At 36.5% G+C, this 25,635-nt stretch carries 21 protein-coding genes and 1 pseudogene; 15 read left to right on the plus strand and 7 right to left on the minus strand.

Annotation, left to right across the window (positions count from 1 at the left end; translation table 11 throughout):
- Positions 1–255 (plus strand): RBBP9/YdeN family alpha/beta hydrolase (locus AC1W31_RS16010; protein ID WP_481735491.1); only part of this gene is annotated, 255 nt, incomplete at its 5' end.
- A 143-nt stretch (positions 256–398) separates the two neighbouring features.
- On the plus strand, positions 399–998 hold the full coding sequence (locus AC1W31_RS16015; RefSeq protein ID WP_481735492.1) for a beta-class carbonic anhydrase: 600 nt from the start codon (positions 399–401) through the stop codon (positions 996–998).
- A gap of 177 nt (positions 999–1,175) precedes the next feature.
- On the opposite strand, the gene AC1W31_RS16020 is transcribed toward AC1W31_RS16015, so the two are convergent.
- Positions 1,176–2,555, minus strand: coding sequence for a Gfo/Idh/MocA family protein (locus AC1W31_RS16020; RefSeq protein WP_481735493.1), 1,380 nt, complete (start codon positions 2,553–2,555; stop codon positions 1,176–1,178).
- 268 nt (positions 2,556–2,823) lie between these two features.
- On the opposite strand from AC1W31_RS16020, the gene AC1W31_RS16025 reads away from it, so the two are divergent.
- From AC1W31_RS16025 to AC1W31_RS16060, 8 genes and pseudogenes are all read left to right on the plus strand, one after another.
- Positions 2,824–3,846, plus strand: coding sequence for an SPASM domain-containing protein (locus AC1W31_RS16025; RefSeq protein WP_481735494.1), 1,023 nt, complete (start codon positions 2,824–2,826; stop codon positions 3,844–3,846).
- Between the two features lie 71 nt (positions 3,847–3,917).
- The gene (locus AC1W31_RS16030) at positions 3,918–4,580 is read left to right on the plus strand and encodes a peptidoglycan DD-metalloendopeptidase family protein (RefSeq protein WP_481735495.1); all 663 of its coding nucleotides are present in this window, start codon (positions 3,918–3,920) and stop codon (positions 4,578–4,580) included.
- A gap of 89 nt (positions 4,581–4,669) precedes the next feature.
- Positions 4,670–5,455, plus strand: a complete 786-nt coding sequence (cdaA, locus tag AC1W31_RS16035; RefSeq protein WP_481735496.1) for a diadenylate cyclase CdaA — start codon at positions 4,670–4,672, stop codon at positions 5,453–5,455.
- A 42-nt stretch (positions 5,456–5,497) separates the two neighbouring features.
- Positions 5,498–5,701, plus strand: a complete 204-nt coding sequence (locus tag AC1W31_RS16040) for a hypothetical protein (protein WP_481735497.1) — start codon at positions 5,498–5,500, stop codon at positions 5,699–5,701.
- Positions 5,702–5,753: 52 nt separating this feature from the next.
- Positions 5,754–5,951 (plus strand): annotated as a pseudogene (locus tag AC1W31_RS16045) (type II toxin-antitoxin system RelE family toxin); the annotation flags it as partial.
- A gap of 579 nt (positions 5,952–6,530) precedes the next feature.
- Positions 6,531–8,087 carry an acyl-CoA carboxylase subunit beta gene (locus AC1W31_RS16050; RefSeq protein ID WP_481735498.1) on the plus strand — a complete coding sequence of 519 codons (1,557 nt, stop codon included), beginning with the start codon at positions 6,531–6,533 and terminating at the stop codon, positions 8,085–8,087.
- 17 nt (positions 8,088–8,104) lie between these two features.
- Entirely contained in the window at positions 8,105–9,175 is a 1,071-nt protein-coding gene (locus AC1W31_RS16055) for a M42 family metallopeptidase (protein WP_481735499.1), read from the plus strand.
- Between the two features lie 162 nt (positions 9,176–9,337).
- On the plus strand, positions 9,338–10,354 hold the full coding sequence (locus AC1W31_RS16060) for an AraC family transcriptional regulator (protein WP_481735500.1): 1,017 nt from the start codon (positions 9,338–9,340) through the stop codon (positions 10,352–10,354).
- Here the strand turns inward: AC1W31_RS16060 and AC1W31_RS16065 are convergent.
- From AC1W31_RS16065 to AC1W31_RS16075, 3 genes are all read right to left on the minus strand, one after another.
- Positions 10,351–10,710 carry a DUF4260 domain-containing protein gene (locus AC1W31_RS16065; protein ID WP_481735501.1) on the minus strand — a complete coding sequence of 120 codons (360 nt, stop codon included), beginning with the start codon at positions 10,708–10,710 and terminating at the stop codon, positions 10,351–10,353. The two genes, AC1W31_RS16060 and AC1W31_RS16065, sit on opposite strands and share 4 nt — an antisense overlap.
- Positions 10,711–10,713: 3 nt before the next feature.
- A complete protein-coding gene (locus AC1W31_RS16070; protein ID WP_481735502.1) occupies positions 10,714–11,664 on the minus strand; it encodes an NAD-dependent epimerase/dehydratase family protein in 951 nt (316 codons plus the stop codon).
- A 98-nt stretch (positions 11,665–11,762) separates the two neighbouring features.
- Entirely contained in the window at positions 11,763–12,167 is a 405-nt protein-coding gene (locus AC1W31_RS16075; RefSeq protein WP_481735503.1) for a MaoC family dehydratase, read from the minus strand.
- Between the two features lie 385 nt (positions 12,168–12,552).
- On the opposite strand from AC1W31_RS16075, the gene AC1W31_RS16080 reads away from it, so the two are divergent.
- Positions 12,553–13,833: a right-handed parallel beta-helix repeat-containing protein gene (locus AC1W31_RS16080; protein ID WP_481735504.1), complete on the plus strand. Its 1,281-nt coding sequence runs from the start codon at positions 12,553–12,555 to the stop codon at positions 13,831–13,833.
- Between the two features lie 53 nt (positions 13,834–13,886).
- Here AC1W31_RS16080 and hslU read toward each other — a convergent pair whose 3' ends face one another.
- Positions 13,887–15,284 carry an ATP-dependent protease ATPase subunit HslU gene (gene hslU / locus AC1W31_RS16085; RefSeq protein ID WP_481735505.1) on the minus strand — a complete coding sequence of 466 codons (1,398 nt, stop codon included), beginning with the start codon at positions 15,282–15,284 and terminating at the stop codon, positions 13,887–13,889.
- Between the two features lie 105 nt (positions 15,285–15,389).
- Positions 15,390–16,421 (minus strand): type IX secretion system protein PorQ, encoded by a 1,032-nt coding sequence (gene porQ / locus AC1W31_RS16090; RefSeq protein ID WP_481735506.1) that lies wholly within the window; start codon positions 16,419–16,421, stop codon positions 15,390–15,392.
- 470 nt (positions 16,422–16,891) lie between these two features.
- On the opposite strand from porQ, the gene AC1W31_RS16095 reads away from it, so the two are divergent.
- Both AC1W31_RS16095 and ggt read left to right on the plus strand, forming a co-directional pair.
- Positions 16,892–18,433, plus strand: a complete 1,542-nt coding sequence (locus tag AC1W31_RS16095; RefSeq protein ID WP_481735507.1) for a hypothetical protein — start codon at positions 16,892–16,894, stop codon at positions 18,431–18,433.
- Between the two features lie 130 nt (positions 18,434–18,563).
- Entirely contained in the window at positions 18,564–20,372 is a 1,809-nt protein-coding gene (gene ggt / locus AC1W31_RS16100) for a gamma-glutamyltransferase (RefSeq protein WP_481735508.1), read from the plus strand.
- Between the two features lie 80 nt (positions 20,373–20,452).
- Here ggt and AC1W31_RS16105 read toward each other — a convergent pair whose 3' ends face one another.
- A complete protein-coding gene (locus AC1W31_RS16105; RefSeq protein WP_481735509.1) occupies positions 20,453–21,694 on the minus strand; it encodes an ABC transporter permease in 1,242 nt (413 codons plus the stop codon).
- A gap of 353 nt (positions 21,695–22,047) precedes the next feature.
- On the opposite strand from AC1W31_RS16105, the gene AC1W31_RS16110 reads away from it, so the two are divergent.
- Complete coding sequence (locus AC1W31_RS16110) at positions 22,048–25,053, plus strand: FAD-binding and (Fe-S)-binding domain-containing protein (protein WP_481735510.1); 3,006 nt, start codon at positions 22,048–22,050, stop codon at positions 25,051–25,053.
- 43 nt (positions 25,054–25,096) lie between these two features.
- On the plus strand, positions 25,097–25,635 hold a 539-nt coding region (locus AC1W31_RS16115), incomplete at its 3' end, for a 2-C-methyl-D-erythritol 4-phosphate cytidylyltransferase (RefSeq protein ID WP_481735511.1).

Consider the following 25,635-nt stretch of genomic DNA (forward strand, 5'->3'; position numbering starts at 1 on the left):
GATGTTGAAAATTCAAGACGATTAAGTTTTACTGAAGGTTTTAATCCGATTCCTAAGTTCAAATTACCCTTTAAAGGGGTGGTAATTGCCAGTACAACCGACCAATATTCGAGTATCGAAAGAGCTAATGAATTTGCTTTTGCGTGGGGAAGTGAATTTGTTAATATTGGCAAAAAAGGACACATTAACGCCACATCAAATTTAGGAAATTGGGAAGAAGGGCAAGACTTATTGAACAATTTTATCCAACATTAACCTATTAAAATGGTTTCTTGTATGTGTGGTTAGGTTAGTGTTGGTAAAATGTCTTGTGTTGGTGCAATTCTACCAGCCATGACACTATTCTCAATCCAAAAACCAACTGAATTATTTTTATTTCAATATTAAAAAATAACAAAATGTCAAATCAATCAAGCAGAAGTAAAGTACTCACTGAAGTATTGACTGCCAATAAAAATTACGCAAATAACTTTGGTGAAAGAGGAACATTATCGCTTCCTCCCGCTCGTCAATTTGCCATCCTAACTTGCATGGATGCACGGCTTGACCCCGCAAAATATGCAGGTTTATCTGAAGGTGATGCTCATGTAATCCGTAATGCAGGAGGTCGGGCGAGTGATGATGCCATTCGTTCATTGATAATTTCTCATAAATTATTGGGAACAAAAGAGTGGTTTGTAATCCATCATACTGACTGTGGGATGGCGCTTTTTAGTGATGAAATAATGCGAGATTTACTCTCAAAAAGTCTTTCTACTGCATCTGTGGATGAAAATGGATGGCGAAATGTAGAAGAGGAAGGAGGTTCTGATGAAGCTAAATTTGTGTCGTTTTTAACCTTTAAAAACTTAGCTGAAAGTGTTACTGAAGATGTTAAACGGATTAAAAATCATCCATTAGTATCCAAGAATATTCCCGTATATGGCTACATATATGACGTAAAATCAGGGGAATTAATTGAAGTTCCAGAGGCAACCACAGCTGGGATAGTGAACTAAACAAATTAAAAAGTAGCTAATATTTTATAATCGACACTTCTAATCAGTCAATATACTGATTTTAAAGCCAATAGCTGACAAGCCAATTGTCGAAAGCGATAACATTAAGATTTGCCAATTGCGAAACGTTACAATGTTTCGCAACTGGCAAATCTTTGTTTATCATGGGATTTTAGATTATACCACTTTCATTTTCTCCGCATCCCATATCACAGGCTTACCCAATGCTGCACTCATGTTACACGCTAAGGCTGGAGCCGCTGCACGTAAGCCAAAAGTTGCATCTTCATGCACTTTTTTCCCCGTGCGAATTGACTCAAAGAAATTGATAAAATGGTCTAATCTTTCGTCGTATCCTTCAGGAACTTTGAAAGTTATTTCCTTAGCATAATTCCATTTTTTGTCATCATCCGAGAACAAGGCTTTATAGGCTTTCGTTGATTCTTCTTGCTGTACTTGCGAGAAAGTATTGACCGAATCATACCCTCCAAATTCGGGTGCTTTTGGGCGTTTAAAACTTTTTACTTTCATGCTTCCGTATCCCAGTTCGATGATTCCTTCCGTACCCACTAATTTTGCGGGAGAGCCAGCCGTGCCGCCATCGGCCAAATTTACACGGGTATAAAACTGAAAAGCTGGATGTTCTTTTCTTTCTGGATATTGCATCAAAGAAGTTACTAAATCGTATGCATCTCGTCCATCTTTCCAGTAATTTAATTCGCCCAGAGCAAAAATTTTATTGGGCCCAATTGAGCTGGTGATGGTGTGTAAATTGGTTAAAAGATGCACAAATAAATCGCCTGCAACACCCGTTCCGTAGTCTTTATAATTTCTCCAACGGAAAAATCTTTTGGCTTCAAATGGCACTTTTGGTGCATCGCCTACGTAAGTATCCCAATCAACGGTTTGCGTATTGGCATCCGTTGGAATGGTATATTGCCAAGCACCGTTGGCAGAACTGCGGTCGTTAGTGGCCTCTACGTAGCATAATTCTCCTATCACGCCAGATTCATAAATCTTTTTTGCCTCGGCGGTCAAAACGGAACTCGCTACTTGCGAACCTACTTGAAAAACCTTTCCTGTTTTCTTTTGGGTATCAATGACAGCCTGCCCTTCTTGGATGTGGTGAACCATTGGTTTTTCGCAATATACGTGCTTTCCAGCTTTCATGGCATCAATTGAAATATGGTCGTGCCAGTGGTCGGAAGTACAAACCAACACGGCATCAACATCGCTACGGTTTAGTATTTCACGGTAATCACGAGTGGTAAAAAGGTCTTTTCCCCATTTCTCTTTGGCTCTCTCCAATCGTCCCGTATATAAATCACAAACGGCAACTAACTCAATGCCAGGCACTTTGAGGGCAGTTTCGGTATCATAATGACCAATAATTCCCGAACCAATCAGGGCAATTCTGATTTTGTCATTGGCCGAAATTTTGGCTTCTGATTTTAACATAATTGTTTTTCCATAAGCATCAGTAATTGCCATGCCACCGACAATTAAAGCCGATGTGCTACTTATTTTTCTAATAAAATCTCTTCTGGTATTGTTCATGAGTCTGTGATTTTTGAGTAATAAGGTACTGTTTTTAATTTGCCACTAAGTCACGAAGGCTCGAAAGATTTAAAAAATACTTCCTTTCTAAGTTACTTGGCGATAACATTCAACTGAAATTTACTATTTTTTCTTGAAATGTTTGTAGTACCCTGTAATGATTTTTATAGGGCTTATAAAATTATAAATTTAATAAGCCAATACTTTTCAAATTTGCCTTTTCAAGCGTTTAAAGGTATCTTGCAGGTATATTTTGAAAACAATTTACATGAACGGAAACATTAAAGATGGTCTAAACTTTGCCTCTAAACTAACCCCAAAACGTATTTGGAATGGCTTGAAGGTAGTTTCTGGTTTTTATAATGCCAAAATAACCAATAAACCAACCCAATGGGGTTTGCCTTTTAGTATTTCCTTTGAACCCACCACTTCTTGCAATCTTCGGTGTCCCGAATGCCCGAGTGGGTTGCGTTCTTTCACTCGTCCGACGGGTATGTTAGAAGGTGATTTATTCAAACGAACCATTGATGAATTAGCAGATACTTTGCTTTATTTAATTTTCTATTTTCAAGGCGAACCTTATTTACACCCGCAATTTTTGGATTTAGTGGGTTACGCAGCTAAAAAAAAAATGTACACCGCAACCTCCACGAATGCACATTATTTGACGGATGATAACGCCAAAAAAACCGTAGAATCAGGCTTAGATAGACTGATAATTTCCATTGACGGAACAACCCAAGAAACGTACGAACAATATAGGGTTGGGGGTAAATTAGAAAAAGTAATCGAAGGAACTCGCAACATTGTGAAGTGGAAAAATGAGTTAAAATCAGCTACGCCGCACATTGTTTTTCAGTTTTTAGTGGTAAAACCGAATCAACATCAAATTGCGGAGGTGCATGAATTGGCCAGAGAATTGGGCGTTGATGAAGTTGGGTTAAAAACGGCTCAAATTTATGATTATAAGCAAGGTTCTGCTTTGATTCCCACAATTGATGAATATTCACGTTACACAAAACAACGGGATGGAAGTTATAAAATCAAGAATAATTTGGTGAATCATTGTTGGAAAATGTGGCATTCATGCGTGATTACGTGGGACGGTTTGGTGGTGCCATGTTGTTTCGATAAAGACGCTCATTATCGTTTAGGCGATATGAAAACTCAGACTTTCAAAGACTTATGGTTTGGAGAAAGTTACCGAAAATTTAGAAAAATACTTATACGTTCTCGTTCAGAAATTGAAATGTGTAAAAACTGCACGGAAGGAACGCAGGTTTGGGCATAATGTTAGACTGTTTTATACTTAATTTCCATACAGGCTAAAGCTTGTGCTACAATTTTTCTCATAAGAAATAGATGAATCTCAGAACCCACAAATTCCACCCAATTGTCCCTTTTAATTTTCAGAAAGATACGATTCTTCATATTGACTTAACCGAAAATAATACTGACCTTCACTCATTAGATTTATTGAATGTTGAGGTAATGGATGAATACGTTTCTCGGAAAATTAAAGAAGCTAATGCCGTCTGTGCGGTTGGTGGTTACCGGGAAAATCGTTATATTTATCGAACTACCAAGCATTTTCAACAATCTGCCGAACCTCGTTCCATTCATTTGGGCGTGGATATTTGGACAAAAGCAGGTACGCCCGTTTATGCACCTATGCAAGGGAAAGTTCATAGTTTTGCCAATAATGACAATATTGGAGATTATGGTCCAACGATTATTTTGGAACATATTTTAGAGGGAAATACATTTTATACGCTTTACGGACATCTAAATTTGGAATGTCTTGAAGGCATTTACGAAGGAAAAAACATTGAAACGGGCGATAAAATTGCCGAATTTGGTAATTATCCTATCAATGGAAATTGGTCGCCACACCTTCATTTTCAAGTAATTACGGATATGTTGGGAAAGAAAGGCGATTTTCCAGGTGTGTGTGAACCTTCTAAAACCGAATATTTTAAAAAAATATGCTTAGATGGAAATATAGTGTTAGGAATTTCAGTCTGAATTTATTTGACTTTTTTGACTAAGTCGCATTGACCTAAAACATACACAACGAACTCAAAGCTCATTGCTTAAAACTTAAAGTTATAACCATGCAAATAGGATTTTTAACCATTGATTGGATTGATATTTTAGATATTTTACTCGTAGCATTCTTGCTTTATCAGGTTTATAAACTGATTCAGGGGAGTATTGCCAATAAAGTTTTCTTTGGCTATATCCTTATTTACGTGGTTTATTTAGTGGCCAAAGCCTTGGGAATGGAATTGTTATCCGCTATTTTGGGGCAGTTTATGAACGTGGGGGTATTGGCATTATTAATAATTTTTCAACAAGAAATTAGGCGTTTTTTGATGATGTTAGGTCGTTCGACATCCATTCGTGAAAATACTTTTTTGAAGAAATTTTATACCCCAAAAACGACTAAAGAAAATATTACTTCTCTTCAATCCATCATTGAAGCTACCAAAAACATGGCTACCACCAACACGGGAGCTTTGATTGTGATTGAGCGAGAAGATGATTTGAAAAAATATATCGAATCGGGCGATGTAATTGATTCAGAAGTTTCTAAACGACTTCTATTGAGCATTTTTCATAAAAATAGTCCTCTCCATGATGGCGCTGTAATTATCCGAGAAGGACGTTTGGCGGCGGCCAGATGTATGTTGCCCGTTTCTGAAAGTGGTACCATTTCTCCTACTTTGGGTTTCAGACACCGGGCGGCTTTTGGCATGAGCGAACAAACCGATGCCGCAATTATCGTGGTTTCGGAAGAAAAAGGAGAAATATCATTTATTAATCACGGCGGTATTTTTAGAAATATGTCGGTGAATGATTTGGAAGGAAAATTGACGGATTATTTGCTGAAGGTGTAAGAAATATCATAAATTTGTAAAACAATTTAAAATAATAAAACGATGGTTATTGTACATCCTCAATATATTACTGATACTTCTGGAAGTAAATTGGTTGTGCTTTCGTCAAAAGAATTTGATTCAATGATTGATGCCCTTGAAGAATTAGATGATATTCAGGCTTATGATGAATTCAAAAGAACTGATGATGGGAAACGGGTATTATTGAGTGATTATTTAAAAAAACGTGAATTGAAAAATGTCTAATTATACCGTCCTATTAACTAAAAAGGTAGAAAAATAATTAGATAAACTTCCTGATAATATTGCCGAACCAATTCTTGAAGCTATTAATGATTTAGCCGAAAATCCTCGACCAATTGGTTATAAAAACTTGAAAAATAGAGATGGTTATCGAATTAGAATTGGTGATTATCGTGTGATTTATGAAGTTTTTGATGATGAACTTATCATTGACGTTATCAAACTTAGCCATAGAAAAGATATTTATGACTAATTAGAAAAGTCTCTAAAATCGAATAATTAAATCATTAACAAAGCCAAGTTTACCTACACAAAATAGGCAAACTTGGCTTTGTTGGTTTTTAAGGAGAATGTAGGTATTTTTGTTGGTATTGAGGGGAATCAAAATCTGATTCGTAAATACGAAAGGTCGGTTGGACGAACGATAAAAAATAATGAAAGTAAACTAAATCAAAAATGATTCATAAAAACTACAAAATCATCTTAGTTAGTCTATTGCTCGTAAATCTGATTCTGTTTTTTCTGTATTTTTATTTTCCGCAAGTAAACAATGCAGAATATTTTACAAAGTTCTTAGGGATATAAGGTATTGTATTTTCAAGAATAGAAGGTGCTTTTGTTAGATGGGAAAGCATTAATGGTAAAAAAACATTTGAAGACTTTTTCCTTGATAATAATTTTATGCTGAATGCACAAATGAGTGTAATTGCAGTTGGTATTCCTGCATTTGTTATTTGGGTTTTCTTTATCAGATAAAACAAACATCTATACCATTTTAACACAACAAACTCCCCTCAACCCATATCTTTGATTCATCAATAAAAACAAAACCATGAACGTAAAAACCAACCAAGATAAATTCAATATTTTAGAAAAGAAAAATGCCGAAGCGTTGCTTGGCGGAGGAGAAATCAGAATTGCGGCTCAACATAAAAAGGGTAAATTAACCGCCCGTGAAAGAGTAACGCTATTGTTGGATGAAGGCAGTTTTGAAGAAATTGGCAAATTTGTGATGCACCGTTGCAAAGATTTTGGTTTGGATAAAGAATATTATTTGGGCGATGGAGTCGTAACGGGCTACGGGACGGTTAATGGTAGAATTATCTACGTTTTTGCCCAAGATTTTACCGTTTTTGGTGGAGCATTATCCGAAACGCACGCCGAGAAAATCTGCAAAATAATGGATTTGGCCATGAAAAATGGCGCTCCATTAATCGGTCTGAACGACTCGGGCGGAGCAAGAATCCAAGAGGGCGTAACGTCCCTGGCAGGTTATGCTGATATCTTCTATAAAAATACCTTGGCATCGGGCGTAATTCCTCAAATATCTGCCATCATGGGACCTTGTGCGGGTGGAGCGGTATATTCGCCAGCCATTACCGACTTTATTATGATGGTTGAAAACACTTCGTATATGTTCGTAACGGGGCCAAATGTGGTTAAAACCGTAACGCACGAAGTGGTAACTTCCGAAGAATTGGGCGGTGCTTCTACGCATTCAACCAAGTCGGGCGTAACGCATTTTTCGTGTGCCAACGAAGTTACTTGCATCAATGACATCAAAAAATTATTATCGTACATTCCACAAAATTGTGAAGACCAACCACCTTTTTTACCCTACGAACCAAGCAACGAAATCAGAGAAAGTTTGGATACCATCATTCCTGAAAATCCCAATCAGCCTTATGATATGAAAGAGGTTATCGACATTCTTACCGATGCCGATTCTTTCTTTGAAGTTCATAAAAATTATGCGGAGAATATTGTGGTAGGATTCGCTCGTTTGGGCGGTCGTAGCATCGGAATTGTCGCTAATCAACCGGCTGTAATGGCGGGTGTTTTGGATATTCAAGCCAGTCAAAAAGCGGCCCGTTTTGTTCGTTTTTGCGATTGTTTCAATGTGCCACTATTGGTTTTGGAGGACGTTCCAGGTTTTATGCCAGGCACTAATCAAGAATGGGGCGGAATCATTACGCATGGAGCAAAATTATTGTACGCTTTTTGTGAAGCAACCGTTCCAAGAATTACGGTAATTACTCGTAAAGCCTACGGTGGTGCATACGACGTAATGAATTCCAAACACATTGGAGCCGACATGAATTACGCTTGGACATCGGCAGAAATTGCGGTGATGGGGGCAAAAGGAGCGGCAGAAATTATTTTCAAAAGAGAAATTGCTTCGGCAGAAAATCCTGTAGAAAAACTGCAAGAAAAAGTGGATGAATACACCGAAAAATTTGCAAATCCATATCGTGCAGCGCACAGAGGCTACATTGATGAAGTAATTCAACCTTCGAACACTCGCCAGAAACTTATCAGAGCCTTTAAGATGTTAGAGAATAAAGTGGTAAATTTACCGAGAAAAAAGCACGGTAATATTCCGCTTTAATACAACTTATAAACAACATGAACGAAAACAGTAAAAAATTCCTTTACGAATATCTAAATAATGCTTCACCAACGGGTTTTGAAGCCTCTGGACAACAAATTTGGTTAGATTATATAAAACCTTACATCGACGAAACCATTATTGATACTTATGGAACTGCCGTGGGAGTTATCAACGGAAGTAGCGATTATAAAGTAGTTATCGAAGCCCATGCCGATGAAATTTCTTGGTTTGTTAATTATATTGATGATAACGGCTACATTTTCGTTCGTAGAAATGGTGGTTCTGATGCCGTGATTGCCCCTTCGATGCGTTGTAACTTGCACACAAAAAAAGGGATTGTAAGTGGTATTTTTGGCTATCCTGCTATTCACGTTAGAGATACTTCTAAAGACAAAGCGCCATCTGTCAATGATATTTTTATTGATTTGGGGGCTGCCAACAAAAAAGAAGTAGAGGAAATGGGCGTTCATGTGGGAACGGTTGTAACTTTTGTGGACGGTTTGATGGAATTGAACGATAAATTTTATGTTGGTCGTGCTTTAGATAATAGAATGGGCGGTTACATGATTGCGGAGGTGGCAAGAATGTTAAAAGAAAATGGCGTTACATTACCTTTTACGCTTTATGTGGTCAATGCTGTTCAAGAAGAAATTGGTTTGCGTGGGGCTGAAATGATAGTCAAACGCTTAAAGCCAGACCTTGCCATTGTTACGGATGTTACGCACGACACACAGTCGCCGATGTATAACAAAAAAGAACAAGGTGATTTAAAATGTGGTCATGGTCCAGTGATTTGTTATGGCCCTGCCGTACAAAATAATGTTCGTGATTTTATTCTTGATGTGGCTACTGCAAAAGATATTGCCATTCAACGTCAAGCGGTTTCTCGCTCAACGGGAACGGACACGGACGCTTTTGCGTATGCAACCGAAGGCGTAGCATCGGCATTGATTTCGTTACCTTTGAAATATATGCACACCACCGTTGAAACTGTCCATAAAGATGACGTTCAGAAAGTTATTGACTTGATTTATAGTACTTTACTGGCTTTGAAAGGCAATGAAGATTGGCGGTATATTAAGTAAGGGAACTCTGTCATTGCGAACGCAGTGAAGCAATCTGTTAGCTTACGGGAAATAAACTTTAGGCTCTTTTTTAAAGAAATTCAAATATTTTTTCATCAATCCAACAGATTGCTTCACTACGTTCGCAATGACAACCTTCTATACATTTTAAGATTACCCAAAATGACCAAAACCCTCTCCGTTTCTTCCTTCAATTTAATCTTATTCACTGCTCATGAAAGAGGAGCTGATTATAATTTATTGTGCCAAAAACTGGGTTTGATGGCTGATATCCTTCAAAACCCTGATGGTCGCTTGCCAATTTCACAAGTACAAAAACTTTGGAAAGAAGCCGTTGAAATGACGGGCGATGAACATTTAGCTTTGCATCTTGGTGAGTCAATTAATACGATTGGCGTGGGAATTTTGGCCTATGTGATGATGCACTGTCCCACCTTCGGAAAAGCTTTGGAGAAACTTTGTCAATATCAAGATATTGTTTGTGACGGTTCAAAAACCACGCTAACCATAATTGACGATTTAGTTTATTTGAATTTGACTCAAATTTGTGACGATATCATTTACCCTCAATACGCTTTTGAATCAGAATTATCTATTTATTATGCTGCCACAAAAGACATGATTGGGGCATTTTTGCCTTTGAAATCCATTCATTTTAATTATGCCCAATACGCTGATATGGAGGAATATAAACGTATTTTTCAAACCGAAAATGTGGTATTTGGTAGTGGTTTTACAGGAATGGTTTTCGATAAAAAATACTTAGAAACACCCATTTTGAATGCTAATCCAAATCTATTTTCTTTATTTGAAATTCATGCTCAAGACATTCTAAATAGCTTAAAATCAAATACTTCCATTGCTGAAAAAATCAAAAAAGAAATTGTTCAAGAATTGAAAGGAGAGGAGCCATCACTTTCAAATATTGCCAAAAAATTGGGTATTGGCGTGCGTTCTATTCAATTAAAACTCAAAGAAGAAGGAGTTACTTTTCAGCAACTCCTCGAAGAAATTCGTAAAAATTTAGCCACAAAACATTTAAAAGAAGATAAACTTAGTACCACCGATATTGCCTATCTTTTGGGTTATTCAGAACCCAGTGTTTTCTTTCGTTCTTTCAAAAAATGGACGGGAAATACACCAACTTTCTATCGGAAAAGTCATTTAATGGTTGCCTAAACTTTCTCCTTACCAATTTTCCCTAAATGTGTATGCTGAAAACTATCTTCATATTTTAGTCCATAACCATTGAGTCTATCAAAGGCAGAATGAGCAAAAAGAATAGTTCCTGTCAACAAAATAAGTTGATTTTGTTGGTAATATCCCAAGATTAAAATCAGAACGGCAAGTGCTTTATGATGAACTAAATTATACATCCATGCGCCAATTTTTGGATTAATTAAATAGCCTAAGATTCCCAAATCTGGCGTAAAAATCAACAAAGGAAAGTACCACCAAGTAAAATCTAAACGGCTAAAAATAAGTATTCCCAATACAAATTCTGCCAATTCTTCGAGTTTGATTATTGTTTTCATCGCTTATTGTTGATTTTGTTTAAACCATTCCAATGTTTCTGTAATTGCTTCATTCAGTGGAGTTTCCTTAAAATCTGGAAACATCTTTCTGACTTTGGTATCATCCAAAATCACCGTTCCTTCAAATAAATATAGCATCTCTTTTACTTCCTTCATTACGGGCATAAAAATTCCTAAAACACTAAATAACCATTTTGGATGCAACGTAATTTTCTCTGGAGCGTTGGCTATTCTTGAAATTTGATTAAGAAATCCTTTCATTGTAGGTTGGATATAACCACCATAGTTATAATATTCATAAGGCTTTTCTAAACCTTTTTGCATCAAGCGAACCATAATTTCAGCGGCATCTTTCGTAAAAACATTTTGGTGAGGAATATCAGCCGTAATCATGTATGGCAATGCTTTTCCATTTAACGCATTCATGAAAACAGGCTTAACACCTTCGTTTAGCACATTTGGCCCCCAAAAATCGGGTAAACAAACGTTCAAAACTTTACACTTTCCTGCTTCAGCTGCGCTTGATAGCATTTTTTCTAATTCAACTCGTAATCCACCTTTGCGAGTACAAGGATTTTGGGGAGAATCTTCTTTAATGATGGGTAAATTGCCATAATTATACACATTGCCCGGAAAAATTATCATGGCTTTTTGTTGCGAAGCAGCTTCAATTACTTTTATTGTTGCCGTATCCATATTGCCAAACCATTTATCGTACGGATAATTAATCCCGTGAAAAATGTATTTTTTATCCGCCGATATTTTCTTTAATAATTCCAAATCCTGCACGTTGCCTTTGATGATTTCAACGATTGGATTCAATTTGAATAAATTATTTGCTTTGGCTACATCACGAACTAACACGGTGATGGCAATATTTTTAGCAATAAGGTTTTCGGCAAAGGCGTATCCAATACTGCCAGTTGAGCCAAGAATTAAGATTTCTGATTTCATTTTCTTTTTTGTTAAATTGATGATACAAAATTGGCTGAAAATCGAAAATCTATCCTTGACCGAAAACGCATAAAAACTGACTATTTGCGAAAAACTGCTTAAAATTCGGTCTTATTCATAATTACCGCTAAACCTTCGGTGGTTTTTTTGCCGGTTTGAACATCAAATATTTCCGTAGAAACTTCAGCTACGTGTTTTTCTGGATTGATAGACATCACGGTAAAAACTGCTTCATATTCGGTATCGACAAACATAGGGCGTTTATATTCAGAAACTTGCTTCATATAAACGCTACCAAAGCCAGGAAATTCGGTTCCCATAATTTTTGAAAATACACTTGAAGCCAAAGCGCCATGAATAATTGGACGTTTGAAGGCCGTGGTAGCAGCAAATTCTGCATCTAAATGTAAAGGATTGTTATCACCAGATACTTTGGCGAAAAGAATTACATCTTCTTGTGAGAAAGAAAATTTATGTCGGTAAACGGTATTTAAAGCAATCATTTTTGCGTTTTTATTTTAGGTAATGAAACTCAAAATTATTGAAAATATCGTCAAAAAATGAATTTGGATTCATAAACATCATTTTTTTTATATTTCAACCATGATTTAAATTTAGTGTTGTTATCTTTGTAATGGAAGTAAGATTTTTAAAAATAAAACCATAAAGTCATGTCAGGAACAGTTTTAGCTTGGGTATTTTACATTTTATTATTTGCTGCGGCAGGGTTTGTAGGAATAAAATTACAAAATATCTATAACGAAAGAGGCAAATAATCTTTGGATTAAAATAACATTTAAGAGGTTTATAAAATGAGATATTGTTTTATGAGCCTCTTTTTTTGTGCTACACTTTTTAATTGTTTCCTAAAAACTAAACAAATACGTCATGAAAAAATATATTTACTTATTAATAATTATTGGTGGATTACTCGCCAATTGTAAACAAAAAGACCCCGAAATAACACGTATTTTAGTGGATTCAACCGCTATTAATTTGGGAAGTATTAAAACTTTTTCTGAAGTAAAAACTGGAAATTTAATCCTTGATAAAGCGGGTGAAGGAAACGTTTCTTGGACGGTTTCTTCGGATAAAAGCTGGTTGAAATTAAGTAGAACTTCGGGCGTAATTTCTAAAAAAGATAGTCTAAAATTTTCAATTGAGCCATTTTGCTTAAATTTTGGCGATAATACAGCAAATATTACTTTAATTCCAACGGTAGATAATGTGGTTAAAAATGCCATTAAAATTCCAGTAAAAATCAATAGTTCAGCCGCAACGGTCATCGGAATTTCGGAATATACGCTCACAAAAGATGAAATATGGAAGGGATTTACGCAATTGAAAGGAAATATAATTGTACCGAAAGGAATGACATTGACCATCAAAGAAGGTACTTTGATTAGCATTGCTGATAAAGCCCGAATTAGTGTGCAAGGCTCGTTGATTATTCAAGGAACTGCCGCAAATATTGTACGATTATTTGTTGAAAATAATGCTTCAGGTCAAGCGGTATGGAATGGAATTGCCTTTTTTGGGGAGAAATTGGAAATGAGCTATTGTGCCTTTTCGGATATGACGAATGGCGTTTTTATCTATTCAAATTCTACTTCTGCCAACACCAAAATCGAGCATTGTTTGTTTTCAAACGGAGAAACAGCCGTGACAGATTTTAGCAGTAATAATAATGTTCTGTTGAGTTTCAATACATTTTTAGTTATGAAATATGGTTATTGGCAATGGGGAGAAAATAAAAAAGTGACGATTGAAGGATGCGTTTTTGAAAATAATACGAATAGCGCTGTTTATTTGCTCAGTAACAATATAAATGACCCAAAACTCACAACGGTTTTGATTTCAAATTCTAATTTTGTCAAGGAAGGCACCTCTGGATTTATCGGTATTTCTGTTCCGCTAAATACGGCAGTGGTAGCGGATAATTGTTTTGGATTATCAGGAAATTATGGGTTAACCTCTCAAAAAGGAAATTCAATTGCCATCAAAAATCCTGCGAATAGTGCTTTGAAAGATATTGGATGCGGTTTTGGTGTGGCAAGAAGTGGCAGAACTGGTAATTTTACCGCATTAATTCCGAAAGAAGAAGCAAAAAGATTGGTCAAAGATGATATTTTGAAGGCTTTTGATAAGAATAAAAGTGGAACATTTTAATAAAAAGGAGTGCCATCACTTCAACTGATGGCACTCCTTTTTATTAAATATATTTACAAAATATACTGGCTCAAATCACGGTTTTTGACCATTGCCCCAAGTCTTTCAATCACTAAATCTTTCGTAATATTCACCTTCGTGTCGGGTTTAATCAAGTCAGGGATATCGTACATAATATCATTCAATAAATGTGACATTACCGTTTGTAAACGTCTGGCACCAATATTTTCAACTTCAGAATTAACCGCAAACGCAATGCGAGCAATTTCTGCTAATGCTTCATCCTCAAAACTTAATTCTACGCTTTCTGATGCCAATAATGCTTCGTATTGTCTTGTTAAGGCACTTTTAGGCTCTTTCAGAATTCGATAAAAATCTTCTTCTCTCAGACTTTGAAGTTCAACTCTAATCGGGAAACGGCCTTGTAATTCTGGAATTAAATCACTTGGTTTTGAAACGTGAAAAGCTCCTGCTGCAATAAACAAAATGTGGTCGGTATTGATAACGCCGTATTTTGTATTGACACTTGAGCCTTCGACGATGGGTAATAAATCACGTTGCACCCCTTCACGACTTACATCTGCCCCTCCGCCATTACTGCCTCTTGAATTGGCAATTTTATCAATTTCATCAATAAAAATAATCCCTAAATTTTCTGCTTTTCTGATGGCTTCTTCTTTTACTTCGTCCATGTCAATCAATTTGGCAGATTCTTCTTCCAAAAGAACTTTACGGGCATCAGCAATAAACATTTTACGTTTTTTCTCACGTTTTGGCAACATTCCACCTATCATTTCTTGAATATTCATCATTGACATTTCGTCAATTGGGCCACCCATCACCCCGATATTAGGGCCGTTGGAAGTACGAACATCAATTTCAATTCTTTTATTTTCCAGTTCACCCTTTCTTAATTTTTCACGAAATAAATCACGAGTTTTTTGATTTAATTCTTCATCTGTTTCGGGTACACTTAGTTCAAAATCAACTTCTTTACCTTTCTTTTTCTTGCCAGTTTTGCCCATGGCAGGTACAAGCGCTTCCAAAATTATTTCTTCAACTATTTCTAAGGCTTTATCTTTTACCGCTTCTTTTCTGCTGGTCTGTACTAAATGAACGGAAGATTCTACCAAATCACGAACCATTGATTCGACATCCCGACCTACGTAACCCACTTCGGTAAATTTTGACGCTTCAACTTTGGTAAATGGAGCATCTGCCAACTTTGCCAATCGACGGGCAATTTCGGTTTTCCCAACGCCCGTAGAACCAATCATCAAAATATTATTAGGGGTAATTTCACGTTGCATCTCTTCGGGGGCATTCATCCGTCTCCAACGATTTCGAAGGGCGATTGCTACGTTTTTTTTGGCATCATTCTGCCCGATAATATACTTGTCGAGTTCAGCGACAATTTGTTTTGGGGTAAGTGAATCTAAGTTGATGGTCATGGTTAATTTACAGCAATTGGTAGTTTACGATTGGTTGTTGGCATCTTAATAATTATTGAAACATAAGCACCACTAAAAGCCTAAAGCTAATAGCTAAAAACAAATTTACTTGATAATTTTTCCTAAATCACAAACTAATCCAAAACTATTCAAATTTCCTGCTGTATTGTATCCAGCGTAGGAATAAGAGAGGTCGATAAATTTTGTTTTAAATAAGAAACCTACTGAAAACCCTGAAAATCCACTTATATTTACTTGGCTTAATTCACGGTTTCTTAGATGGTTATAACCCAAAAGGAAATTGAAATTTTTACTCAGTAGCAATTCAGCACTGATGATGAAATGACGGCCTAAATTATCAATCGTGTTGATTTTATTTTCGATAATATTACCACTTAAATCCTTTTTAACGATGGTTTTATCTAAGTATGCAATATCATATTTATATAAATGATGAGCTGTTAAAGAGAAACGAACGGGCATATATTTTGGTTTAAAAGTAATGCCCATTTGTACATCCAATGGTAAATCGGGATTATCCGAAGGCGTAAAATTTTTCAATCTCATGCCAATATTTTTAATGGCAATTCCAATGGTCAACTCTTGAATTGGATGTTTAAAAATACCCCCAAAATCAAGCAGAATGGCTGAAGCGGAATAGCTTTCTATGACTGAATTTGCAAATTTTAGATTTCCCCCAAAGGTGATATTTCCTTGTCTGCGTGCATAAGAAAGGGTAATGGCATTGTCGCTTGATGAAAATTTACCCAAAATATTTCCTGCGGCATCGGTCTGTTGGAAATCGCCGTAGTCAATGTGTTGAATTGCAAGTCCGAATGGTTGTTTTTTAATGGTTTTGACGAAAGCAACCGAAGTATATCTAACACCTGCTAAATAGGGAAGAAAATTTACGCCCAAAAGGTTGTTATCAGCCGTATCTAATAAGGCAGGATTTTGAATAAAAGCGTTCGGGTCTTTTTGAGATTTTGAAATATTGATTCCTCCCAATGCAGAAATTGTTGGGTTAGACGGAATATTTAAGAAGGTAAGACTGTTATTTCCCCCAATTTGCCCTCTTGATTGAAGTAAAATCAGTAGAAAAAAAAGCGTAAGATATATATTGGTAAATTTTTTCACAGGAATACAAAATTATATTTTGCGAATATAATTAATACTTACCACTTCGTCAGACCAAAGTTTTAATTTGATAACTTTGTGTAGTTTAAAATGAATATTTAAACTTGATAATTGAGTGCTTCAATTTATTGAAATTGAAACTAAGTTCAGTTGAATTAAGTCGTTTATCGAAATTAAATGCTTTACGTTGTTTGTTATTACCCCATTGGCAGTAAATATTACCAACCACATTTATAGCAAGTATTCATTTCTTTAACACTTCTTTTATCTTTTTTACGATTTTATTTACGAAACACTTTCAATAATTTTCAGCCTAATTTTAATAGGTTTATGAAACACGCTGTGTCTTTGATATGGTACTTCATCTTATTGTCTTTGTTAAATCGATAATCCTATGAAAGACATCGCTTCTTGGTAATAAATTTCAATTCTTTGCAGGTTCTTCACAATAATCTATAAGAGTTTCTTGCATGAAATCTATTGTGTTTGCGTCACTAATTGTGAAGCATTATTTCCTTTTTTTCAAGGAACAATGTTATACAAAGCTTTTGTATTCTCAGAAAATTATTTTTGAGATATTTTTATTGTCTATATCCACTTTCTTAGCGCAGGGACAAATCTCCCTCAGTTTTCCTGTGCCTCGGGCAGTGATTCAGCGAAATAACGCTAACCAAGCGAGTTTGAATATTGCGGGTCACATCAAAACAACTTATGATAGAATTGAGGCTCGTTTAGTACCCCGAACTGAACAGGCTCGCTTGGATACAATTGTGGCAACTCCTTGGCAAGTTGTTCAACAAAATCCCGTTAATTTCTTTTCTGGGGCAATTTCCGTGAAAGGTGGATGGTACGATTTACAAATGCGAGCCATCAAAAATAATGTAATTGTTATTGATACTTTGATTGTTCAAAGAGTTGGAATTGGTGAAGTTTTCGTGTATGTTGGACATTCAAACGCACAAGGAGGTGCTTATGGACAAACAGGCCCTGATGCAACTGACGACCGAGTGAGCTGCATCGCCGTTGGAAAAGAACCCAGTTGTAATGGTACAATGCCTTTTCAGCCCGCCAAAAGTTCTGATTCACTTTGGTGTAAATATTTACAAACTGGGGATGCTCAATTTCTACCCGTTTTAGCATTTTCAAAAGTAACCAGAACGGCTGGAATTGCTCCATTTTGTCCAAACCCATGGTTTTGGAGCATTGTTGGAGATTCTTTAAGTCGTAAATTGAACGTACCAATTATGTTATATGGCACTGCTTTTGGTGGAACAAAAAGTGAACATTGGTATAAAGCATCACAAGGTATTCTTTTTGACCACGGTTTTATAAAATCAGCCATCAAAATGCCTTATATTAATTTAGAAAACGTGCTACAATTATACGTTCCGCTGACGGGTATTCGGGGAGTTTTGTGCCTTCAAGGGGTCAATGAAAGGAACGATTCACAAACGGATATTCAGTTTTGGATGCAAGGATACATTGCTCAAAGCAGGATAGATAGTAAAATTCCAAATTTGGCTTGGATGATTGCCACAGATTCTTATTTACTTGATCATGGGCAATATCCACCGCCATTTCCCTTGAAATTTGATGCAAGAAATACCCAAGCATTTGTGGCTTCGCAACCCAATAATTTTTCAGGTCCAGATCTTGATGTGATTATTGATAACGGTGCGGGCAATCCCACAAGTGAACGTCCTGATGGTTTACACTTTGGAAATCAAGGTTTAATTTCTGCGGCAAATCTTTGGATGAACGCCATCAATCAGCCTTCTTTTTTAAAAGTATCAACACCTAAATTGGCACAAACTTTCAATGTCCAAAGTTTACAATCTGGATCATGGCAAAAAACGGAAAACTGGGATTGTAATTGTTTTCCCCAAAACTACCATTCAATGACGATAAAGCCAGGTCATACCATTCAAGTTGACCCAATTATGAACAAGCCACTTAATCTAATTATCCAAGGAAATTTGAATTTTGTGATTCAAGGCGTTTTGGTGTTTTGAGGTATACAAAACATGATTGGTATTCATAAAAGTTTAAACCCCCCAATAGCCTAAATTTACGCCTACTGTTAAATGATTTGTTTGCTTAAACGAATTTCATTCTGTAATTTCAAAATAAAAACTTCATCACATGAAATTACTATCTCCAAAAATTACCACTCTTTTAACACTGGGATTATATTTTACAATTGTTTCTTGTAAAACTACGCAAAAGATCACTCAAACAGGTTTCAATAATAAACCAAATGAAAATTTAGGTTTTTATCAGTTTTCAAATGAAGACCCAAATGCTTCGCCGTTTGCAGGTAAAAAGCCTTCCGTTTATGGAAAAAATGGCATGATTGCCGCTACTCATCCCGCTGCCTCACAAGTAGGAGTAGACATTTTAAAAATGGGTGGTAATGCCATCGATGCGGCCGTAGCCACGCAATTTGCATTGGCGGTAGTTCATCCTGCGGCTGGAAATATCGGTGGAGGTGGTTTTTTAGTTTATCGAGATAAAGATGGTAAATCTTATACGCTTGATTATCGTGAAAAAGCACCAGAAAATGCCAGTAGAGATATGTATTTGGATGAAAAAGGCGACGTAAAGCCTGGTCAATTGAGTTGGTACGGACACACCGCCAGTGGAACGCCAGGTTCAGTGGATGGATTAGAACAAGCACACAAACGTTTTGGTAAATTGACATGGCTACAAATTTTGCAACCGGCCATTGATTTAGCTGAAAATGGGGTGAAACTAACCATGCGTGAAGCCCGAGGATTAAATAGAACAAAGCCTGAATTTGTGAAGTATAATCCAAACAACACTTATTTTGTAAAACCTGATACAATTACTTGGAAAGAGGGCGAACTGTTAATCCAAAAAGATTTGGCCAAAGTGCTTCGTAGAATTCAAGAACAAGGCAGAAAAGGATTTTATGAGGGAGAAACAGCCCGATTGATGTTGGAAGAAATGAAAAGAGGAGGGGGGATTATTACCCAAAAAGATTTAGATAATTACAAAGCTACTTGGCGTGAACCGATCATTGAAAATTACCATAATTTGAAAGTTATTTCAATGCCACCACCATCAAGTGGAGGAATTGCTTTGGTACAATTATTGAAATATGTGGAGCCTTATCCGCTTAAAAAATGGGGATGGCATACCGATTCGACAACGCAAGTAATGATTGAAGCCGAACGCCGTGTTTTTGCCGACCGTTCTACTTGGTTAGGAGATCCAGATTTTGTAAAAGTGCCACAAAAAGAACTTTTAAGTCAGGAATTCCTTAAAAAACGTTGGGAGGATTTTCAATTTTCGCAGGCAACTTTGAGCGAAAATATTAAAGCAGGAAAAATTGCGGGATATGAAAGTATCGAAACTACGCACTCATCTTTTGTCGATAAAGAAGGGAATGCCGTGTCAATTACCACAACCTTAAATAATTCGTACGGAAGTAAAGTGGTAGTGGATGGTGCAGGATTTTTAATGAATGATGAAATGGATGATTTTTCAGTCAAACTTGGCGTTCCCAACTCTTACGGATTAATTGGCAATGAAGCGAATGCCATCGCTCCCAACAAAAGAATGTTATCATCCATGACACCTACGATTGTGGAGGAAAATGGTAAATTGAAAATGGTTTTAGGAACACCTGGTGGGTCAACAATTATTACATCCGTTTTTCAAGTATTTTTGAATGTAGTTGAACATGGAATGACGATGCAACAAGCGGTGGATGCTTTCCGTTTTCACCATCAATGGTTGCCCGACCGTACTACTTTTGAAGAAGGTGGTTTCACGGAGCCAACGTTGAAAAGAATGAGAGAAAAAGGGTATAAAATTGATGCTCAGAAAAATACGATTGGTAGAATGGATTGTATTTTGGTTTTACCCGATGGCTCTTATGAAGGTGGTTCTGATGTGCGAGCAGATGATACTTCGATTGGGTATTAACATTTAGTTAATTAGGGATTGGGTAATTGGGGATTAGGCTTCCAGAATTACCCAATCCCTAATTGAATAATCCCCAATCCCTATTTAGACCGAATAGCCACCACGGGGTCGAGTCTTGCGGCCAACCATGCAGGAACAATTCCTGAAATAATTCCGATGACCGAAGCAGTAATAATTCCTTTTATCATATTTGAATAAGTAAGAATCAGTTTCAGTGAACCAAAATTTCCGAAGGACATTAGCCAGACTAAAAATATACCTACCAAACCGCCAATTAAGCTCAAAAATACCGCTTCAAACAAGAATTGGAATAAGATAAAATAATTTTTTGCGCCCAAAGATTTCTGAATTCCGATGATATGGGTTCTTTCTTTTACCGATACAAACATAATATTGGCAATTCCAAAACCGCCCACCAATAAAGAGAATCCCGCAATAAATATTCCGCCAATATTCAAACTTGAAAATATCCCATCAAAGAATTTCGTCAATCCATCTAAACGATTGATGGAAAAATTGTCTTCTTGAACGGGTTTTAACCCTCTTCTACTGCGCATCAAGCCAGTAACTTCTCCTTCCAAAACTTCTTGCCCTTTGTCGGAATCAAAAGCCTTCATGGCAATATCTGGTTCGGGTTCGTCTTTCTGAAATAGACTTGAGTAGGAAGTATAAGGAATGTACGCTCTTTGGTCGGGCGAACCGCCAAAACTTAATAAATCTTCTCCTTTCTTGTGCATGGTGCCAATTACTTTGAACTTGATACCATTAATTTTCATGGTTTGTCCAACCGCATCACCAATATTTGGGAAAAGAGCCTCTTTTACTTCCGCCCCTAAAATCACCGCAAAAGCAGCGTTATCAGTTTCGTTGGTTAAAAAATAACGTCCATATTCAATGGGTACTTCCGAAATTTTATTATAGTCATAACTCACGCCCGTCAAACGAGTTTCCATACTATTATTTCCGTTTTTGAGGGTTGTCATTCTGCCATCCAGAATAGAAATTGCTTGGGCATTCCTAACGTTTTCCGCCAAGTATTTATATTCACTATATTTTGTGCTCGGACGATTCATATATTTCCACCAAGGAAAATTATTACTAAAAACCCATGGCCATTTACCCACATAAATTACGCCTTTCCCGAATGAATCAATTTCATTGCTGATACTCATATTCATGGAATCAACGAAGGTAAAAACGGCCACAATTGAAAATATACCAATCGTAACGCCCAAAAGCGAGAGCGTAGTCCGCAAGATATTGCTCATCAAGGCTTGCCAAGCAAAACGGATACTTTCAAAAAGTTGTCGAAGAAATTTCATAATTATTTTAGCTTTTAGCCGTGAGCACTTAGCTGTTAGACTTAAGTTTTGAGTTTTCTTTTGCTCAAAGTTTACAGCTTTTGAAATATAAATTTAGAATATCAATTCTTTACACACAACAAGGAAATGACCAAAGGAGTTTATCAATGGGCTGAAAGGCAGAATAGCATTAAGATTGGAAATAAAGTTTTCATAAATTGTTGATTTAAGTGGCAATAACCTAATTTTACAAGTAGAATTTGTGCACTGAACTTTGAGCAATGAGCTGACTGCTTGATGTTACAATTTTTAATAACATACCACTGAAAATCTTCATAGCTCAATGCTCATAGCTTAAAGCTAAAAAATGAAATATGTCCTCAAAAATAACCATCACAGACTTTAAAATCCTACAAGAATCTTTTGTAGGCGAGCTTTTCTTTGATAATTCTCCGAGCCACAATGCTCAAAAAATTCTGTATTCAACGGATGCTTCGGTTTATCAAGAAAAGCCTTTGGCAGTTGCTATTCCTAAGGATAATGCTGATTTAAAGTTGTTGATAAAGTTTGCGAATGAGCATCAGATTACACTCATTCCACGCTCAGCGGGAACATCCTTGGCAGGACAAGTGGTGGGAAAAGGAATTGTGGTGGATATTTCAAAATATTTTGATAAGGTTTTAGAAATTAATGCGGAAGAAAAGTGGGTTAGGGTACAGCCTGGCGTGATTCGGGATGATTTGAATGTCATTCTAAAACCTTACGGATTAATGTTTGGACCCGAAACTTCTACATCCAACCGAGCCATGATTGGCGGTATGATTGGCAATAATTCTTGTGGTTTGCATTCGATAGTTTGGGGAGATACACGTAGTAATTTATTATCCGCCAAAGTTTTATTGAGCAATGGTTCTGAAACCATTTTTTCGGATATTTCAAAAGAAGAATTTTTCAAAAAGGCGTATCAAGATTCATTAGAAGGTAAATTATACGGACAAGTTTTCAAGATTCTCAATAATCCACTGATTCAAGAAACCATTGAGAAAAAATATCCTAAAAAGTCCCTCACTCGCAGGAATACGGGTTATGCGTTGGATATGCTGAGCGATAATGAGCTATTCAACCAATATTCAAACAAGCACTTTAATTTCTGTAAATTACTCTCAGGTTCGGAAGGGACTTTGGCATTTATCACCGAAGCAAAACTCAATTTGATTCCACTTCCTCCCAAAGAAATAGCATTAATTTGTATTCATTGTAATTCCATTCAAGATTCTTTGCAAGCTAATTTGGTGGTGCTTCGTCATAAACCAATGGCTTCGGAATTGGTGGACAAATACATCTTAGATTTTACCAAAGGTCATCATTTATACGACCAAAATCGCTTTTTTATTGAAGGTGATCCCGCTGCCATTTTAATGGTAGAATTCATGGCTGAAACCCAAGAAGAACTCAATAAAAATATCAATTTAGTCATTACCGATTTGCAAAAAGAAGGAATTGGATACGCTTATCCCGTTGTTAGAGGAAAAGATACAATACCAGCTTGGGACGTTAGAAAGGCAGGTTTGGGCTTAATTCGTAACTTAAAAGGCGATACCCAACCCGTCAATTTAATTGAAGATTGTGCGGTTTCTCCCGAAGATTTGCCCGCTTATATTGCTGATTTACAAGAACTTTTGAAAAGGCACGATACAAATGCTTCGTATTATGCCCACGCAGGAGCGGGCGAATTACACGTTGAACCAATGATTAATTTGAAGACGGTTGAAGGCAAGGAATTATTCAGAACAATTCTGAAAGAAACAACCGAATTAGTTAAAAAATATAACGGTTCTTTAAGTGGAGAACACGGTGACGGACGATTGAGAGGAGAATTTATTGAATATGTTTTAGGGTCAGAAATTTATGATTTATTGAAAGAAGTGAAACAAATCTTCGACCCTAAAAATGTTTTTAATGCCAATAAAATCATCAATACACCGCCAATGAACGAGTTTTTGAGGTATGAGGCGGGCAAAATTATTCCAGAAATTGAGACCTATTTTGACTTTACAAACCAAGAGGGAATTCTTCGATTATCAGAAAAATGTTCGGGTTCGGGCGATTGCAGGAAAACAGAAGTTACGGGCGGAACGATGTGTCCGAGTTATATGGCTACTCGTTTAGAGAAAGATACCACTCGGGCAAGAGCTAATATTTTACGAAGTTTTTTAACGGATTCAGACAAAGAAAATCGTTTTGATCACGAAGAAATTAAGGAAGTGATGGATTTGTGTTTATCCTGCAAAGGTTGCAAATCAGAATGTCCTTCAAAAGTTGATGTGGGTAAAATGAAGGCGGAATTTCTTCAGCATTATTACGATGAACATGGCGTGCCTTTCAGGACAAAAATGATTGGTAATTTTACGAAGTCACAAGCAATAGCTTCCAATTTTCCAGGAATTTATAACTTTTTTGTAAAGAATACTTTTACCTCGAATATTGTCAAAAAAATCTTAGGATTTGCGCCTCAAAGGTCAATTCCAACACTTGGAAATATAACGCTGAGAAAATGGCAAGAAGATAGAATTACCATTCAGAAAAAGCGAGAAAAAAATAGCATACATTTTTCTCGTATAAATCTTGGGAAGCGTCGCCCGAAAGGAAAGGTATTTTTATTTTGTGATGAATTTACCAATTATAATGATGTCGAAATTGGTCAAAAAGCCATTCATTTGTTGACAGCTTTGGGCTACGAAGTTCATATACCCAAACACCTTGAAAGTGGCAGAACGTATCTTTCAAAAGGTTTGGTAAAAGATGCAAAACGCATTGCAATTCAGAATGTTAGAATGCTTGTGGAGGCATTAGAAGATAATTCACCAATTTTGGGAATTGAGCCATCTGCCATTCTAACTTTGCGAGATGAATATCTTGAATTAGTACCATTTTACTTAAAAGCAGATGCGGAAAGAGTAGCCGAAAATTGTTACTTGATTGACGAATTTTTAGCGCAAGAAGTCGATAAGAAAATGATTACCACAGACCTTTTTACGAAGGAGAAAAAATTAATAAAACTGCACGGACATTGTCATCAAAAAGCTCTTTCTTCCATGGTTCCTACCAAGAAGATTTTATCTTTGCCCGAGAATTATGAAGTGCAATTAATTCCATCGGGTTGTTGTGGAATGGCGGGTTCTTTTGGCTATGAAAAAGAACATTACGACATATCCATGCAGATTGGTGAATTGGTGCTTTTCCCAACCATTAGAAAACAAGCGGAGGATGTAATTATTGCGGCTCCAGGTACCAGTTGCCGACACCAAATAAAAGATGGAACGGGCAGAATAGCCAAACATCCCGTGGAGATTTTATGGGAGGCTCTTGTGGGCAATTAAGTATGGTAGTACGAAATAGTATTTCGAATTACAGTAAAAAAATATGACAAAAAAATATGCAATAATCGTTGCAGGTGGCTCTGGAAGTCGGATGAAAAGTGTTATTCCCAAACAATTTATTGAAGTGGGAGGATTGCCAATCTTAATGCACACTTTGAAACGATTTAAAGAAGCAGATGCTGACATAGAAATAATTTTGGTGCTTCCTGAAACGCAATTTGAATTTTGGGAAACGCTTTGTTCAAAATATACCACCGTTTCGCATCAATTAGTGAAAGGCGGCAAAACCAGATTTCAATCAGGATTAAATGGTTTGCAAATAATTGATAATGAAGGACTTGTGGCGATTCATGATGGTGTACGTCCTTTTGTTTCGGTGGATATTATTAATGAAAGTTTTAAAATTGCTGCCGTCAAAGGAACAGCAATTGTGAGTGTTTCTTCTAAAGATTCAGTGAGAGTAAATGGTCAAGCAGTCGACCGTTCAACGGTGAGGCTCATTCAAACACCTCAAACTTTTCAGATTCCGCTGATAAAAAAAGCCTTTGAAACCGAAGAATTAAGCACTTTTACGGACGATGC

The organism is Arcicella sp. (assembly GCF_964672035.1).